The sequence below is a fragment of the Streptomyces sp. NPDC059010 genome, assembly GCF_042740355.1.
Lineage (GTDB): Bacteria > Actinomycetota > Actinomycetes > Streptomycetales > Streptomycetaceae > Streptomyces.
The window spans coordinates 139,304-155,384 of record NZ_JBHYJA010000015.1; the positions used below are offsets into that span (position 1 = coordinate 139,304).

At 70.2% G+C, this 16,081-nt stretch carries 11 protein-coding genes; 2 read left to right on the forward strand and 9 right to left on the reverse strand.

Annotated features, from left to right (window positions below; translation table 11 throughout):
* Positions 1-117: 117 nt before the first annotated feature.
* The 3 genes from galK to galT all read right to left on the reverse strand — a co-directional run bounded on the left by galK (position 118) and on the right by galT (position 3,403).
* A complete protein-coding gene (gene galK / locus ACFWYS_RS18365) occupies positions 118-1,281 on the reverse strand; it encodes a galactokinase (RefSeq protein WP_384769450.1) in 1,164 nt (387 codons plus the stop codon).
* Positions 1,282-1,382: 101 nt separating this feature from the next.
* A complete protein-coding gene (gene galE, locus ACFWYS_RS18370; RefSeq protein WP_384769452.1) occupies positions 1,383-2,345 on the reverse strand; it encodes a UDP-glucose 4-epimerase GalE in 963 nt (320 codons plus the stop codon).
* A complete protein-coding gene (galT, locus tag ACFWYS_RS18375; protein ID WP_384769455.1) occupies positions 2,342-3,403 on the reverse strand; it encodes a galactose-1-phosphate uridylyltransferase in 1,062 nt (353 codons plus the stop codon). The genes galE and galT overlap by 4 nt, the downstream gene beginning before the upstream one ends.
* Positions 3,404-3,562: 159 nt before the next feature.
* Between galT and ACFWYS_RS18380 the strand changes: the two genes are divergently transcribed.
* Both ACFWYS_RS18380 and ACFWYS_RS18385 read left to right on the forward strand, forming a co-directional pair.
* Positions 3,563-5,266 (forward strand): sodium:solute symporter family protein, encoded by a 1,704-nt coding sequence (locus ACFWYS_RS18380; RefSeq protein WP_384769458.1) that lies wholly within the window; start codon positions 3,563-3,565, stop codon positions 5,264-5,266.
* Positions 5,267-5,282: 16 nt separating this feature from the next.
* Entirely contained in the window at positions 5,283-5,621 is a 339-nt protein-coding gene (locus tag ACFWYS_RS18385) for a hypothetical protein (protein ID WP_384769461.1), read from the forward strand.
* Positions 5,622-5,860: 239 nt separating this feature from the next.
* Here the strand turns inward: ACFWYS_RS18385 and ACFWYS_RS18390 are convergent, their stop codons facing one another.
* The 6 genes from ACFWYS_RS18390 to ACFWYS_RS18415 all read right to left on the reverse strand — a co-directional run bounded on the left by ACFWYS_RS18390 (position 5,861) and on the right by ACFWYS_RS18415 (position 16,079).
* Positions 5,861-6,583, reverse strand: coding sequence for a LuxR C-terminal-related transcriptional regulator (locus ACFWYS_RS18390; protein WP_384769464.1), 723 nt, complete (start codon positions 6,581-6,583; stop codon positions 5,861-5,863).
* 316 nt (positions 6,584-6,899) lie between these two features.
* Complete coding sequence (locus tag ACFWYS_RS18395) at positions 6,900-8,705, reverse strand: PQQ-binding-like beta-propeller repeat protein (protein ID WP_384769467.1); 1,806 nt, start codon at positions 8,703-8,705, stop codon at positions 6,900-6,902.
* A gap of 56 nt (positions 8,706-8,761) precedes the next feature.
* Complete coding sequence (locus tag ACFWYS_RS18400; protein ID WP_384769470.1) at positions 8,762-10,570, reverse strand: PQQ-binding-like beta-propeller repeat protein; 1,809 nt, start codon at positions 10,568-10,570, stop codon at positions 8,762-8,764.
* A gap of 259 nt (positions 10,571-10,829) precedes the next feature.
* Positions 10,830-12,638 carry an ABC-F family ATP-binding cassette domain-containing protein gene (locus ACFWYS_RS18405; RefSeq protein ID WP_384769473.1) on the reverse strand — a complete coding sequence of 603 codons (1,809 nt, stop codon included), beginning with the start codon at positions 12,636-12,638 and terminating at the stop codon, positions 10,830-10,832.
* A 163-nt stretch (positions 12,639-12,801) separates the two neighbouring features.
* Positions 12,802-13,923 (reverse strand): peptidoglycan recognition family protein, encoded by a 1,122-nt coding sequence (locus ACFWYS_RS18410; RefSeq protein WP_384769476.1) that lies wholly within the window; start codon positions 13,921-13,923, stop codon positions 12,802-12,804.
* A 170-nt stretch (positions 13,924-14,093) separates the two neighbouring features.
* On the reverse strand, positions 14,094-16,079 hold the full coding sequence (locus ACFWYS_RS18415; protein WP_384769479.1) for a nitrate- and nitrite sensing domain-containing protein: 1,986 nt from the start codon (positions 16,077-16,079) through the stop codon (positions 14,094-14,096).
* Between the last annotated feature and the right edge of the window lie 2 nt (positions 16,080-16,081).

Below are 16,081 nucleotides of genomic sequence, written 5' to 3' on the forward strand. Positions count from 1 at the left end.
TTTGTGTTTTTGTTTTTTTGTCTGTCTCTCCCGCTCCCCTCCCCCCCCCCACCCCCTCTACCACCCCCACTCTCCCCCCACCCCCCCCCCCCCCCCCCCCGCCACAAGTCCTCGGCGTCAGCCGACGCGCCTCGCCCCCGCCGCCGGCACCGCCTCGAAGACGCGCGGCGCCGTGAACCCGGCCGCGGCGAAGGCCTCCTCGACCGCCTTGGTGACGGTCTCCACGTCGGCCTCCTCGGCCAGCACGATCGCCGAGCCGCCGAAGCCGCCGCCCGTCATCCGGGCGCCCAGCGCGCCGCCCGCCAGGGCCGTGTCCACGACCAGGTCCAGCTCGGGGCAGGAGATACGGAAGTCGTCCCGCAGCGAGGCGTGCCCCTCGGTCAGGACCGGGCCGATCGCACGGGTCTCGCCCGACTCCAGCAGGGCGACGACCCGCTCCACGCGCTGGTCCTCGGTGACGACATGGCGCACCAGCCGGCGCACCTCCTCGTCGTCGCCGAGCCGGTCGAGGGCCGCGTCCAGGTCGTCGTAGGCGACATCGCGGAGCGCGTCCACGCCCAGCAGTGCCGCGCCCTTCTCGCAGCCCGCGCGCCGCTTGCCGTACTCGCCCTCGCTGTGGGAGTGCTTGACCTGGGTGTCGACGACCAGCAGGCGCATGCCCTCGGCGGCCAGGTCGAAGGGGATCTGCTTCTGGGAGAGGTCCCGGGTGTCGAGGAAGAGCGCGTGGCCGGCCTGGCAGCAGGCGGACGCCGTCTGGTCCATGATCCCGACCGGGGCGCCTACGTACACGTTCTCGGCGCGCTGGCACAGTCGGGCCAGCTGCCAGCCCTTCAGGCCCAGTTCGTAGAGGTCGCTCAGGGCGAGTGCGACCACGACCTCCAGCGCCGCCGACGAGGACAGGCCCGCGCCCGCCGGGACCGTCGAGGCGAGGTGGATGTCGGCGCCGGTCACCGCGTGCCCGGCCTGGCGCAGCGCCCAGACCACGCCCGACGGGTACGCCGTCCAGTTCCGGTCCGACTCGGGCACCAGGTCGTCGACGCGGAGTTCCACGACGCCGCCCTCGACGTCCGCCGAGTGCAGCCGCAGCACGCCGTCGTCGCGCCGGGAGACGGCCGCGACCGCGGTGTGCGGCAGCGCGAACGGCATGACGAAGCCGTCGTTGTAGTCGGTGTGCTCGCCGATCAGGTTGACCCGGCCCGGCGCGGCCCACACCCCCTCGGGCGCGGCTCCGTACAGCTCCTCGAACCGCTCGGCGACCGTGGCCGACGTGTCGACGCTCATCCCCTGACCCTGACCTTCCCTGCTGAACCGGCCGTCCCGACCGGTGAGTTGACCGGCCGAACAGCCGTGGAACCTGCGGCCGTCCGTACCGGCCGTAGAACTTAACTGGCGCGCCGCTGTGCGAACTCCCACGCGTCCGCGACGATGCCCGCGAGGTCCGCGCGGGACGGGTTCCAGCCGAGCCGCTCGCGGGCGGTGTCGGCGGAGGCGACCAGGACCGCCGGGTCGCCGCCCCGGCGCGGGGCCACGACCTCGGGGATCGGGTGCCCGGTGACCTGCCGGACGGTCTCGATGACCTGGCGGACGGAGAAGCCGTTGCCGTTGCCGAGGTTGCAGATGAGGTGCTCGCCGGGCTGGGCGGCCTTGAGCGCGAGCAGGTGGGCCTCGGCCAGGTCGGCGACATGGATGTAGTCGCGCACGCAGGTGCCGTCCGGCGTCGGGTAGTCGTCGCCGAACACGGAGATCGCGTCGCGTCGGCCCTGGGCGACCTGGAGGACGAGCGGGATCAGGTGCGACTCGGGGTCGTGCCGCTCGCCGCAGTCGCCGTAGGCACCCGCGACGTTGAAGTAGCGCAGGGACACGGCACCGAGGCCGTGGGCCGCCGCCTCGCCGGTGATCATGTGGTCGACGGCGAGCTTGGAGGCGCCGTAGGGGTTGGTGGGCCGCGTCGGCGCCGACTCGACGATCGGCACCTCCTTCGGCTCGCCGTATGTGGCCGCCGTGGAGGAGAAGACGAGCTTGCGCACACCGGCCTCGCGCATGGCGGCGAGCAGCGCCATGGTGCCGCCGACGTTGTTGTCCCAGTACTTCTCGGGCTTCACGACCGACTCGCCGACCTGCGAGAACGCGGCGAAGTGCAGCACCGCGTCGAAGGAGGGGTCCAGCCACTTGGCGGCGTCGCGGATGTCGCCCTCGATGAAGGACGCCCCGGACGGCACACCCTCACGGAAGCCGGTGGAGAGGTTGTCGAGTACGACGACCTCGTCCCCGGCCTCGATCAGGTGCTGCGCGATCACGCTGCCGACGTACCCCGCGCCACCGGTGACCAGATACTTCCCACTCATGAACTCGCTACCTCTCGCAGTCGCTCGGCCGCGCGCTCCGGCGGCACGTCGTTGATGAACACGCTCATGCCGGATTCGGAACCCGCGAGAAACTTCAGCTTGCCGGAAGTGCGGCGGATGGTGAAAAGCTCAAGGTGAAGCGCGAAGTCGTCCCGCACGACGCCCTCGAAGTCCTCCAGCGTGCCGAACGGCGCCTGATGCCAGGCGGCGATGTACGGCGTAGGAGACTCACTCTCCCCGAAGATCCGGTCGAAGCGCCTCAAGAGTTCCAGATAAACCTTGGGGAACTCTGAGCGCGCGTCCTCGTCGAGGGCGAGCAGATCGGGCACCCGGCGCTTCGGGTACAGGTGGACCTCGTACGGCCAGTGCGCGGCGTACGGCACGAAGGCCACCCAGTGTTCACTCTCCAGGACGACCCGCTGGTCGGCGAGTTCACGCTCCAGGACGGCGTCGAAGAGGTTCTCCCCGCCGGTGGCGTCCTTGTGGGCGGCGAGGGAGCGCAGCATCAGGGCGGTGCGGGGGGTGGTGAAGGGGTAGGCGTAGATCTGCCCGTGCGGGTGGCCGAGGGTGACTCCGATCTCGGCGCCGCGGTTCTCGAAGCAGAACACCTGCTCCACGGAGGGCAGCGAGGACAGTTCGGAGGTCCGGTCCGTCCACGCCTCCAGGACGAGACGGGCCTGTTCCTCGGTCAGGTCGGCGAAGGACGCCTGGTGGTCGGAGGTGAAGCAGACGACCTCGCAGCGCCCGGAGTCACCGGCGAGTGAAGGGAAGCGGTTCTCGAAGACGACGACGTCGTACGACGACTCGGGGATCTCGCTGAGCCGGTCGCCCTCGGAGGGGCACAGCGGGCACTCGTCGGCCGGCGGGTGGTACGTCCGCCCCTGCCGGTGCGAGGCGATGGCGACGGAGTCGCCGAGCAGCACGTCGTGACGGACCTCGGACGTGGTGACGGTCCGGTCCAGCGGCCGCCGGTCCACGGCGTCCCGCACGGTGTCGTCGCGCAGGTCGTAGTAGATGAGCTCACGACCGTCGGCCAGTCGGGTCGAGGTCTTCTTCACGCCAGGCTCCCATCAAACAGAACTAAACATAGAAAAACACAACCCACCACCTCCGTCAACATCACAATCAAACAAAGAGCATCACACCACGTGTTCAATTGCTGAACGCAGGGGCGTAGGTTCCGGGCTGTATCGGTTCGCCAAACGAAGCGAGTACATATGCACACCCCCACACAAACCCCCACATACTCCCCCACCCTCCTCGCCGCCGAGCTACGGCTCCCCACGAACTGGCTCGACTACACGATCCTCGGCATCTACTTCGTGGTCGTGCTGGGCATCGGATTCGCCGCCCGCCGTTCGGTGAAGACCACCCTCGACTTCTTCCTCTCGGGCCGCTCCCTGCCCGCCTGGGTCACCGGCCTGGCGTTCATCTCCGCCAACCTGGCCGCCACCGAGATCCTCGGCATGGCCGCCAACAGCGCCCAGTACGGGGCCTACACCGTCCACTGGTACTGGATCGGCGCCATCCCGGCCATGGTCTTTCTGGGCCTGGTCATGATGCCCTTCTACTACGGCAGCAAGGTCCGCTCGGTCCCCGAGTTCCTGCTTCTGCGCTTCGACAAGTGGGCCCACCTGCTCAGCTCGGTCCTGTTCGCCTTCGCCGCGATCCTGATCGCCGGCGTCAACCTGTACGCCCTGGCGATCGTGGTCGAGGCCCTGCTGGGCTGGCCCCAGTGGGTGGCGATCGTCGTCGCCGGCTTCTTCGTCCTCGCCTACATCACCCTCGGCGGCCTGTCGTCGGCGATCTACAACGAGGTGCTGCAGTTCTTCGTGATCCTGGCGGCCCTCATCCCGATCACGGTGCTCTCCCTGAAGAAGGTGGGCGGCTGGGACGGCCTCACGGACACGCTGACCAAGTCCCACGGCGACGACTTCGTCACCGCCTGGGGCGGCACGGGCATCGGCGACGCCAACCCGCTGGGCGCCAACTGGCTGACGATCGTCCTGGGCCTCGGCTTCGTGCTGTCCTTCGGCTACTGGACGACCAACTTCGCCGAGGTCCAGCGAGCCCTGTCGGCCAAGAACCTCTCGGCGGCCCAGCGCACCCCGCTGATCGCCGCGTACCCGAAGATCTTCATCGTCTTCCTGGTGATGATCCCGGGCCTGGCGGCCGCCGCCCTGGTCCCCGGCTTCGGCACCGAGAAGTCGGGCTACCAGTACAACGACGCCATCCCCTACCTCATGGAGGGCCTGCTCCCCAACGGCGTCCTGGGCATCGCGGTGACCGGCCTTCTAGCTGCCTTCATGGCGGGCATGGCGGCCAACGTCTCGTCCTTCAACACGGTGTTCACCACGGACATCTGGGCGAAGTACGTGGTGACGGACCGCGAGGACTCCTACTACGTCCGCTTCGGCCGCCTGATCACGGCGATCGGAGTCCTGGCGTCGATCGGCACGGCGTTCCTCGCCTCCTCCTTCTCGAACATCATGAGCTACCTCCAGACCCTGTTCTCCTTCTTCAACGTGCCGATGTTCGTGGTCTTCATCATCGGCATGTTCTGGAAGCGGGCATCGATGAAGTCGGGCTTCTGGGGCCTGCTCGCGGGCACGACGGCGGCGATGATCAACTACTTCGTCCTCTACAAGCAGGACATCATCTCGATCCCCTCCGACCAGGGCGCCAACTTCGTCTCCGCGATCGCGGGCTTCGTGGCCGGCGGAGTCGTCATGGTGGCCGTCTCCCTGTTCACAGCCCCCAAACCGACGGAGGAACTCCAGGGCCTGGTCTACGGCACCCGCTCCCCCGGCATGGCCGAACCCCCGGCACCGGGCGACGAGGCCTGGTACCGCAAGCCGGCCCTGCTGGGCTGGGGCGCGGTGGTACTGGCCGCCGCCTGCTACATCCCGTTCTCCTTCTGAAGACCGGAGCCCGACCATGACCGAACACCCCGAACACCCCGAACATCCCGGCTACTCGGAGAAGGACGTCCAGCGGGAAGTCACCGAACTGGAGGGCAGGTCCACGACAGCCGCCCGCCTCTTCGACATCCGACGCATCATCGGCGGCCTCTTCGTGATCTACGGCGTCATCGTCACGATCACCGGCCTCACCGACGACGACGCCGCGATCGAAAAGGCCGAGGGCGTCAACATCAACCTCTGGACAGGCCTGGGCATGCTGCTCCTCGGCATCTTCTTCCTGACCTGGCTGAAACTGAGGCCAACGGCCCCACCCCCGCCGCCCACGGCACCGGAGGACGACCCCGGAACCTGACGAGTCCCCCCGCGGCCCCGCAGCCGCCCACGGCGGCAAGGGGACGTGCCGGGGGGTGTCCGCCCGCAGTGGTCGGCGTAAACACGCGGTGCCTCTTGGCTTAAGGCGACCGCCGATCCGAGGACGGACACCCCCCGGCGCGGCCCCGACCCACAAACGCAACCCAAGGCGCTACGCGAACCCCCACTCAGGAACACAGGCCGCCGCAGGCATCCCGGCCCACCCGCCGGAGGCAACCGTCAGGACTCGACCCCCGCCACCCCACCCTCCCCCGCCCCGTGCCCGTGCCCCTGCCCCACCGGCCCGGCCCGATCCAACAACCCCGTCCGCGCAGCCAACGCCGCCGCCTCCAGCCGAGACCCCACACCCAGTTTCATCAGCACCCGCTGAACATGGGTACGCGCAGTGGACGGAGCGATCCCCATCCCCGCCGCGATCAGCCGAGTGTCCTCACCATCGGCGACCCGAACCAGCACCTCGACCTCCCGAGGAGTGAGCATCTGCAACAGCCGCTGCCCCTCGTCATCGGGCTGCGCGGCCGGATTGAGAAGCTCACTGAACGCCCCCTGCAGCAACTGCGGCGCCACCGCCGCCTCCCCGGCCCGGGCCTTCATGATCGCCCGCTCGACACCCTCGATGCGCTCATCGTGCCGCACATAGCCGGAGGCCCCCGCGGCGAACGCCGCCGCTATGCCGCGCGGACTCGGCACCGGCCCCAGGACCAGCACCGCCACCTGCGGCCGCTCCCGCTTGATGCGCACCACCGGATCGAATATCCCCGGCTCCGCAGGCGTGGCCGTCCCCAGCAGACACACCTCCGGCGCCCGTGTGATCACCAGCTCCGCCGCCCCCGCGGCGGGCGCCGCCGCGGCCAGCACCCGGTGCCCCCTCAGTTTCAGTGCCGAAGCCAGCGCTTCGGCGAGCAATCGGTGGTCGTCGACCACCATGAGCCGCACTCCCATCGAGTAACCCCCCAGTCCCCCCAATGGATCCCCATCAATACCCGGACCAGCCACGCCGGTCGAATGCCCCACTATGGATGCCCACGGGTCCATGCGGACAGAAGCCCCCTCCCGGCTCCCCCGCCTTTCATGCCCCCGGAAGCTACACGCTTGTTCGACATCGCGCTCCCCCTACCGATGAGAAGTGCCCCGGAACGGCGGAATTTCTGGCTTTCCCCGCATTCGAGGACGTTGAGCGGTACGCGAACGGCCCCGCTCCTGACCAGGAGCGGGGCCGCTGCAACAACCGTTTTCAACCGTCTCACCGACGGTGCCGTCAGTCCGTCCGACCGAACGCGATCACGTGGTACTTCTTCTGATACTCAGTGCCCAGCTCACTCGCGAACCGGGCCGACATGTACAGCCGCCCCTGTGAATACAGGAGTTCGGCATACTCCGGAAGCATCCGCGTCTCGACATCCCGCACGGTTTTCGCGGCCGGGTTCTCCAACAGCTTCGTCTCCTTGAAGCTGCCACCGTCGATGCTGACGATCTGTCCGCCCTTGTTGTACGGCGGCCGCTTGTACGCGATCACATTGCCGCCGTCCATGCGCAGCGGCGTGATCGTGTACCGGTCGCCCGCGTCGGCACGCTGACCGGTCTGCTTGCCGGTGGCCAGGTCGAACGCGACGATCTCGTTGGTCCGGCCGTACTCGCCGCCGCCCTGGTGCTCCTCGGTCTCCACATAGAGCCGGTCGTTGCCGACGACGACGCCCGTGCAGGCCTCGATGGTGGTGACGCCGGAGCAGCGGGCCGCGTACTGGTCGCCCGGCACGGAGATGCGGATGCGCAGCTTGCCGGTCTTGTTGTCGATGGAGAAGACGTCCGAGATGCCGATGGAGTCGGACTGGCCGGCCTCGGCGGCCACGACGAGCGGCTCGGTGGAGATGACGCTGGCGTACTCGACGCCCTCGGCCATCTTGTACTCGGAGATCACCTTCCCGGTCTTCGGGTCGATGGTCTGGATGTTCAGCTGCGGCTGGTCGTAGGAGCCGCACTTGCGGACCGCGACCATCTTGGGGCCGCCCGCGTATCCGAGGTCGTAGCAGCTGTCGTTGGCCTTCGGGACCCAGAGCGACTTGCCGGACTTCAGGTCGAAGGCGGCGCCGCCGCTGGTGCCGCCCGCGGCGACGGTGCCGCCGCTGAGGGTGATGTTGTCGTAGGGGATCAGTCGGCCGTCGACCTCGGCGGACTTGGTCCACAGCTTCTTGCCGGCGTCGAGGTCGATCGCCGCGACCTGGCTGCAGCCGTGCGAGGGCTTGGCCTTGGTCGGCTTCGCGGGCTCGAAGGCGACGGCGGTGAGGTTGTCCTCGCTGACGTGCTTCGCGGCCCGGCACACGGGGCCGGGCAGCGGGATCGTCCACAGCTCGGTGCCCTTGTCGGGGTCGTAGCCGACGATCTCGGAGACGCCGCTCTTGACGTACGCCTTGTCGGTCAGCCACGAGCCGGACACGCTGATGGTGGTGTCGTCGGAGACCTTGGGCGCCGGGACCTGGAAGAGGACCCGGGAGTTGGGGTTGGCGGGCACCTTCTCCTTGCCGGGGGTGGTGCTGCCGCCGCCGTTGTCGTCGTCCCCGCCGCCGGTGCCGCCGCTGGAGCTGGCGGTGTCGTCCTTGCCGCCGTCGTCGTCACCGGACCGCGCGATCACGACACCGCCGATGACCAGCGCGATCGCCACCACAGCCGCCGCCACGACGACGAGCCACGTGTAGGACTTCTGCCCGCCCCCGCCCGGCCCGCCGGACTGGGCGTGCAGCGGCACGGTCTGCTGCGGATAGCCGTAACCGGGCTGCCCGTAAGGATTCTGCGGCTGCCCGTACGCACCGGGCTGCTGCCCGGGATAGCCGTACCCGGGCGAAGCGGGCGGTGTGGGCGGCGGTGTCTGCGGGGCTCCCTGCGGCGCCTGCGGATAGCCGTACGCGGGCGGCTGCGGAGGCTGTGCGGGCGGCTGCTGCGGCTGGGGCTGGGGCGGCTGGGGCGGACCGAAGCCGCCGCCCGGCTGCTGGGGCGGCTGGTCCTGCGGCGGGCCGAACCCTCCCCCGGGCGGGGGCTGGTGGGGCGGCGGAGGCGGCGGCTGGGTCATGACGTGGGTACCTCGGGGGACGGGAGCGGAGGGAGAAGGGGAGAGAACGGGCCGCCTTACTTGCCGAAGGCGAGCATCAGCTTCTCCTTCGACTCGTCGTTGCCGGTCAGCCGGGTGCTGGCGAGGTAGAAGCGCCCGTCCACCCAGTCGTACGTCCGGGAGAAGAAGCCGTTCTCGACGCTCGCGGCGCTCGCCGGGTTCTGCAGGAGCTTCGCCGGCTGGTGGCTGCTGCCGGTCACCGGGATCGCCACGACCTGGCCGCCCGCGTCGTAGGAGGGCTTGACGTAGGCGATGAGCTTGCCGTCCTCGACCTTGACCGGCAGCATCGGCTCGTCCGCCGGGGACTTCACGCGCCACTTCTCCTTGCCGCCTGCGAGGTCGATCGCGACGATCTCGTTGGCGGTGGTGGTCGCCTCGGTGGGCAGGTAGAGCGTGTTGGCGTCGGCGGCGACTCCGGCGCAGCCGCGCAGGTTGCGTTCGAGGATGGCCCAGCCGCACTCGGTGCCGATCTTCAGGTCGACGCCGACCTCCGAGCGGAACTTGCCGTCGTTGCCGAGGGTGGAGATGTTCCAGGCCTTCTTGTCCTCGTTGGTGCTGTAGACGACCAGCGGGTCGATGGAGAAGACGCGGGCGATCTGCCAGCCCTTGTCGTACCTCTGGGTCCACTTGGCCTTGCCGGTGGCCGGGTCGAGCTGCTGGATCTCGTCGTGCTCGTCGGTGCCGGTGGCGTCGCAGGAGGACACGGCGATCAGCTTCTCGCCGCCCGCGAACGCGGCCGGGAAGCACTTGTCGCCGTACCGCTCCTTGTCGTACAGCTTCTTGCCGCTGTTGACGTCGTAGGCGGTGCCGGACTGGGCGCGGCCCACCATCAGTGTGCTGCCGGTGATGGACAGCTCGATCTTGATGGTGTTGTCGAACAGCCCGCCGTTGGAGACCGAACCGCTCCAGCCCTTGGCGCCGGTGGTGAGGTCGACCTGCTGGAGCTGGTTGCACTTGGCACGGTCGCTGCTGCCGCTCTCGTACGCCACGACGACCTTGTTGTCGGACGACTTCTGCGGGGTGACCGAGCAGATCTTCTGCGGGAAGCTGATGGGCGCCCAGGCCTCTTCGCCGTCGGTGATGTTGTAGGCGAAGATCTGCTTGTACGCCGCCTTCACCGCGGCCTTGTCGGTGATCCACAGGCCGGGGGCGTCGGCGCCGGACTTGGGCGCGTCGGGTGCCTGCTTGTACCAGAGGACCTTCGCCTCGCCGGGCTGGCGGCCGCCGTTGAGGTTCTCCGGGTCGGCGCCGCCCTGGCTCTCCTCGGACGCGCTCGGCGACTCGGAGCCCTTCGGGCCGTCGCTGCCCTGGGAGACCGGGTTCTTCGGGTCGTCGCCGCTGTCGCGGGTCACCGCGAACACGGTGCCGCCGATGACGAGCAGCGCCGCGACCGCCGCGCCGATGATGAGGGCGGGCTTGCCCTTGAACGGGTTGCCCGAGCCGGCGCCGGGCGCGCCCGGGTACTGCGGCTGGGGCGGGTAGCCGTACCCCTGGCCGGGCTGCTGCGGATAGCCGTACGGCTGCTGCGGCTGCTGCTGTGGCTGGCCGTAGGGACCGGGCGCGTACGGGCCCGGCTGGGCGGGCTGTTGCGGGTAGCCGTAGCCGGGCTGGGGAGCGCCGGCCGGCGGGCCCTGCGGGGGCGGCGGCGCCTGGGGCGGGCCCTGCGGCGGCGGGGGTGTCTGAGGAGCGCCCGGGGGCGGGGGCGGAGTCTGCGGAGCACCTTGCTGCGGAGGCTGCGGCGGCTGGGGGGCGCCGAAGCCACCCTGCCGCGGGTCCTGCGGTGCGCCGAAACCGCCCTGCGGCGGCTGGTTGGGCGGCTGGCTCATGAGCGGTTCCCCCTTGAGACCGGTGTGGTGCCACGTTCTGTGCCGTCGCGATTCCGCCACACCAGCGTTTCTCAGACTGTTCTCAGGCGGACCTTTCTATCACCCGCCACCGACAGCACACCGGGCCGCATCCACCCCTGTACCCAAGGGAGAACCGGCCCGTGATACCGCCGTTATGCGCCTTCACGCCCTCTGCACAGGGCGTGCGCCCCGGCCCTGCGCGCGGCTCGGAGCACCGTACGCAGGGCGGTCTCCGCTGCTACGCGTCCTCGGCCAGTTCCAGCCAGCGCAGCTCCATTTCGTCCCGCTGACCGGCCAAGTCGCGCAGTTCGGCGTCGAGTTCGGCGACCTTGGCGAAGTCGGTGGCGTGCTCGGCGATCTGGGCGTGCAGCTTGGTCTCGCGTTCGGAAATCTTGTCGAGCTGTCGCTCGATCTTCTGCAACTCCTTCTTGGCGGCGCGCAGATCGGCGGCGCTCCGCTCCGGTACGGCCTTCTCGGCGGCCGGGGTGGCGGCAGCGGCGGCGACCTGGGCCTCCATGCGGTGGCGCCGCTCCAGGTACTCGTCGATGCCGCGCGGCAGCATCCGCAGGGTGGCGTCGCCGAGCAGGGCGAAGACGCGGTCCGTGGTGCGCTCGACGAAGAACCGGTCGTGGGAGATGACGATCATCGAGCCGGGCCAGCCGTCGAGGACGTCCTCCAGCTGGGTGAGGGTCTCGATGTCGAGGTCGTTGGTGGGCTCGTCCAGGAAGAGGACGTTGGGCTCGTCCATGAGCAGCCGCAGCAACTGCAGACGGCGGCGCTCACCGCCGGACAGATCGCCGACCGGCGTCCACTGCTTCTCCTTGCTGAAGCCGAACGTCTCGCACAGCTGCCCGGCCGTCATCTCGCGCCCCTTGCCGAGGTCGACGCGCTCGCGCACCTGCTGAACGGCCTCCAGAACCCGCGTGTTCGGGTCGAGCTCGGTGACCTCCTGGGACAGGTAGGCGAGCTTGACGGTCTTGCCGACGGAGATCCGCCCCCCGGCCGGCTGCGCCTCGCCCTCGGTCCGCGCGGCCTCGGCCATGGCACGCAGCAGCGAGGTCTTGCCCGCGCCGTTGACACCGACGAGACCGATCCGGTCGCCCGGCCCGAGCTGCCAGGTCACATGCTTGAGCAGCATCTTGGGACCGGCCTGGACGGTGACGTCCTCCAGGTCGAACACCGTCTTGCCGAGCCTGGACGAGGCGAACTTCATCAGCTCGCTGGTGTCCCGGGGCGGCGGCACGTCCTTGATGAGCTCGTTGGCCGCCTCGACCCGGAAGCGCGGCTTGGACGTCCGCGCGGGCGCTCCGCGGCGCAGCCAGGCCAGCTCCTTGCGGACCAGGTTCTGCCGCTTGACCTCCTCGGTGGCGGCGATGCGCTCGCGCTCGGCACGCGCGAAGACGTAGTCGGAGTAGCCGCCCTCGTACTCGTAGACGTCGCCGCGCTGGACGTCCCACATACGCGTGCAGACCTGGTCGAGGAACCAGCGGTCGTGGGTGACGCACACGAGCGCCGAGCGCCGCTCGCGCAGGTGCTGGGCGAGCCAGGAGATGCCCTCGACGTCGAGGTGGTTGGTGGGCTCGTCGAGGACGATCAGGTCCTGGTCCTCGATGAGCAGCTTGGCGAGCGCGATACGGCGCCGCTCGCCGCCGGAGAGCGGGCCGATGACGGTGTCGAGGCCCTGCGGGAACCCGGGCAGGTCGAGCCCGCCGAAGAGTCCGGTCAGTACGTCCCGGATCTTGGCGTTGCCGGCCCACTCGTGGTCGGCCAGGTCCCGGATGACCTCGTGGCGGACGGTCGCCGCGGGGTCGAGCGAGTCGTGCTGGGTGAGGACGCCGAGCCGCAGTCCGCCCGAGTGCGTGACCCGGCCGGTGTCGGCCTCCTCCAGCTTGGCCAGCATGCGGATCATGGTTGTCTTGCCGTCGCCGTTGCGGCCCACGACGCCGATGCGATCGCCCTCGGAGACGCCGAGCGAGACACCGTCGAGCAGGGCACGGGTGCCGTACACCTTGCTGACGTTCTCGACATTGACCAGATTGACGGCCATTTCTCTCCTGCCCAGGGGGATCGATCGACCCTCCAGGGTAGTCGGGCGCACCGACACCTCCGCGTTTCGTGTCCGCACCCGCCTTCACACCCCTGCCTACCCGCGCGTAGGGAACGGTGCGCCCCGGGGAGTGGATCCCCGGGGCGCATCCAAATGCCCGGCGTCAGCGGCGAGCCGCCGCCTCGCGGACCTCGCCGAGGAGGTCGTACATGATCTGGCCGGGGCACTCGGTCGCGAAGTAGTCGCGGTGCCCGCCGATCGTGTTGGTGTCCTTCTTGGTGCCGTTGACCGGGTTGGTGTACGTCACCTTCGCCAGCGGGTCCAGGCCCTTGAACCGGGTGATCACCTTGATCAGCCGGACCAGGGAGGCCTTGGCCGCTTCCGTCGGGGCCTGCTGGTCGAGGTTGCCGATCACGGCGATGCCGAGGGCGCCGGAGTTGTAGCCCACGGAGTGGAAGCCGGTGACGAGGTCGCCGTCGGGGTTGAAGGCCGGGATGCCGTCGTCGCCGGAGTAGCGGCCCTCGTAGACGTTGCCCGCCTCGTCGATGAGGAAGTGGTAGCCGATGTCGCCCCAGTCGTTGGTGATCGCGTGGTACTCGTAGATCGCGCGTACCGTCGCGGCCGGGTCGGGATCGTTGTTCGGCGTCGCGGTGTGGTGGACCGTGATGATCTGCAGCGGGTAGTACGTCTCGGGCGAGTTGACCGAGCCGTCCGGCTTGAAGCGCTTGGACTCGTCGGCGCCCCAGGCGGGCCGCGAGAGGTAGCGCACGCCACGCACGCGTGTGGGCTCGCTGGGCACCTCGAAGGTGCGGTTCGGGCCGTCGGTGGTGTCGATCGCCAGCGACTGGACGCCGTCGATGCCGGCGGCCGCCTTCACCTCGTACGCCTTGGCGTTGTCGGCGGCGACCAGGGCCGTGCCGCCGTCCTCGACGGTTGCGCAGCCGCTCGCGAGGGTCTGCCACGTGCCGTCCGCGAGCCGGATGGCGGCGCCCTCCTTCGCACCGGCCCAGCGCACCCCGACGTAGGAGGCGGCGAAGGCGGTGGTGGCCTCGCCGGTGCCGGTGGCGGCCTCGGTGCGGGTGGCGGGGAACTTCTCCGGCGTCGTACCGGAGCCGCCCGAGCCGGCGGCCGAGCCGTCCGTCTCGCCGGAGTCGGTGGCCGCGAACACCATCGGCGTCACCGCGGCTCCGGCGGCCACCGCACCGCCTGCGGCGATCATGCCGCGACGGGACAGGGAGCGCTTTCTACGGTGGGACGGCTGGGCGGGGGTGGGGGATTCGGACACGGGGGTGTCCCCTTCCAGAAGTGCACGTGCTTGACGGGAGGGCGCCGGACATGACAGCCGACACTTGAAACGTCAACCGACCCTAATCGTCCCACCAGCCCCACACGTACTCCGATCGCAGTACATTCGTGTGAAGATCGGGCGAAGAAGCCCTACTTGCGAGTACGGCTTCACGCTCCGCCCCCGGCCATCCCCTGCCGCTGGATCAGCGCCGCCGCCGGGGCCAGTCCGCGCCCCCGCACCGCCTGTTCGCCGACCGGCGTCTCGTCGCGCAGCAGGGCCTCGGGGACGAGGACGGCGGCCGTGACACCGCCGTTCGGCGAGGAGCGCAGCTCGACGCGCAGCCCCTGCCGTTCGCGCAGCCGGTTCACCACGAACAGGCCGATCTGCTTGGCGTCGAGGAGGTCGACCTTCTCGGACTGGATCTTGCTGTTGGCCTCGGCGAGGGCCGACTCGTTCATGCCGAAGCCGCTGTCCTCGACCTCGATGAGCAGCCCTTCGCGCATCCGGGCGGCACGCAGCTGCACCTTGGTGCTGGGCGGGGAGAACGCCGTGGCGTTCTCCACCAGTTCGGCGAGAAGATGGATGACGTCGGCGACCGAGCCGCCCACCAGCGACATCCTGGGCACCGCCCAGATCTGCACCCGCTGCGCGCTCTCGATCTCGGCGACCGCCGCGCGCAGCACGTCCGCCAGCGCGACCGGGTCCCGCCAGCCACGCCCCGGCGCGATGCCGGACAGGATCAGCAGGCTCTCGGAGTGCCGGCGCATCCGTGTCGCCAGGTAGTCGACGCGGTACAGATCCTGCAGCTCGGTCTGGTCCTGCCGGCGCCGCTGCATGGCCTCCAGCAGGTCCAGCTGCCGGTGCAGCAGCACCTGGCTGCGGCGCGCCAGACTGACGTACACCCCGGAGATCCCGCTCAGCAGCTCGGCCCGCTCGCTCGCCGCCTTCAGCGCCGCCCGCTGCACCGCCGTGAGCGCCGTGCCGACCTGGGCCAGTTCGTCGCCGGCCAGTCGCCTCATGGGCGCCTCGGCGTCGATGTCGACGCCCTGCCCGGCGTGCAGCTTGCGCATGGCCTGCGGGAGACGCCGGCCGGCCACCTCCAGGGCGCTGTTGCGCAGATCGAGCAGCTCGACGATGAGACCGCGCCCGACCAGCACGGACACCAGCAGCGACAGCAGTACGCCCACCAGACCGAGCACCACGGCGACACCCGAGGCGCCCAGGGTGTCCAGGCCGAACGGGTCGGCCTGCGCGGTGGCCCCGGTACCGGCCGCCGTCTCGGCCTCGGTCAGTTCCTTCAGTACGTCGGTCACCGCCGGGTCCCAGCCCGCGAGCGAGCCGGCCGTCACGGCCCCCGCCCCGCGCACCTTGTTCTCGACGGCCCGCACGCGCGCGTACTGTTCGCCGTCCAGGACTTCGTCGTACGCCGCCCGGTGCGCGGGCTTCAGATCGGCGACCGCCGGTTCCAGCAGCTCGCGTCGGGTGGCCACGGCACCCGCGAACAGCGCGTACTCCCCCTTGCCGAGCGTCCCGCGCGCCTCTGCGGCGCCCAGCAGCGCCTGCTCGCGGGCCAGCGCCTCCCGCGCGCGGGCGAGTTCGAGCACCACGCGCGCCTCCGAGGCGGCGTCGGTGCCACGCTCGCCGGTGAGCGCGCCGGTGACGGCGAAGGCGTGCTCGACGATCGCCGAGTAGGCGGTGTACGCGGCCGGGGCGGCCCCCGCCTTCGTGGCGACGGCATCGGTGCGCAGCCGCGCCAGGCGTCCGGTGTCGGCCTCCAGCCGTTCGATGCGCGCGGGCAGTCCGGCGTCGAGGAGGGCGGCGTCGGAGCTGGAGGCGTTGATGCCGTTGCGCAGGGCGGTGGCGGCCCGGTCCGTGGCCTTGCGGGCCTTGGCGAAGGCGTCCGGGGCGGCCGCGTGGCGCATCGCCGCGGTGCGCTCGGCCTGGAGCGCGGTGACGAAGTCGCCCACGGGGGTGAGCAGTTCGGCGTTGACGTCCTTGGCGCGCTCGGTGTCGCCGATGCTGGAGGCGGTCGTCACCGCGGCGAAGCCCCACAGTGCCATCAGGGACACGATGGGCAGCATCAGCAGGGCGACGATCTTCGCCCGCACCGATCTGGGACGCAGCCGGGCGGAGGTACGGCGGGGGACGCGCATGA

Coding starts and splice junctions, on each gene's coding strand:
- galE (WP_384769452.1), bottom strand. CDS start 2,345: ATGAGTGGGAAGTATCTGGTCACCGGTGGCGCGGGGTACGTCGGCAGC.
- ACFWYS_RS18415 (WP_384769479.1), bottom strand. CDS start 16,079: ATGCGCGTCCCCCGCCGTACCTCCGCCCGGCTGCGTCCCAGATCGGTG.
- ACFWYS_RS18380 (WP_384769458.1), top strand. CDS start 3,563: ATGCACACCCCCACACAAACCCCCACATACTCCCCCACCCTCCTCGCC.
- ACFWYS_RS18385 (WP_384769461.1), top strand. CDS start 5,283: ATGACCGAACACCCCGAACACCCCGAACATCCCGGCTACTCGGAGAAG.
- ACFWYS_RS18395 (WP_384769467.1), bottom strand. CDS start 8,705: ATGACCCAGCCGCCGCCTCCGCCGCCCCACCAGCCCCCGCCCGGGGGA.
- ACFWYS_RS18405 (WP_384769473.1), bottom strand. CDS start 12,638: ATGGCCGTCAATCTGGTCAATGTCGAGAACGTCAGCAAGGTGTACGGC.
- ACFWYS_RS18390 (WP_384769464.1), bottom strand. CDS start 6,583: ATGGGAGTGCGGCTCATGGTGGTCGACGACCACCGATTGCTCGCCGAA.
- galK (WP_384769450.1), bottom strand. CDS start 1,281: ATGAGCGTCGACACGTCGGCCACGGTCGCCGAGCGGTTCGAGGAGCTG.
- ACFWYS_RS18400 (WP_384769470.1), bottom strand. CDS start 10,570: ATGAGCCAGCCGCCCAACCAGCCGCCGCAGGGCGGTTTCGGCGCACCG.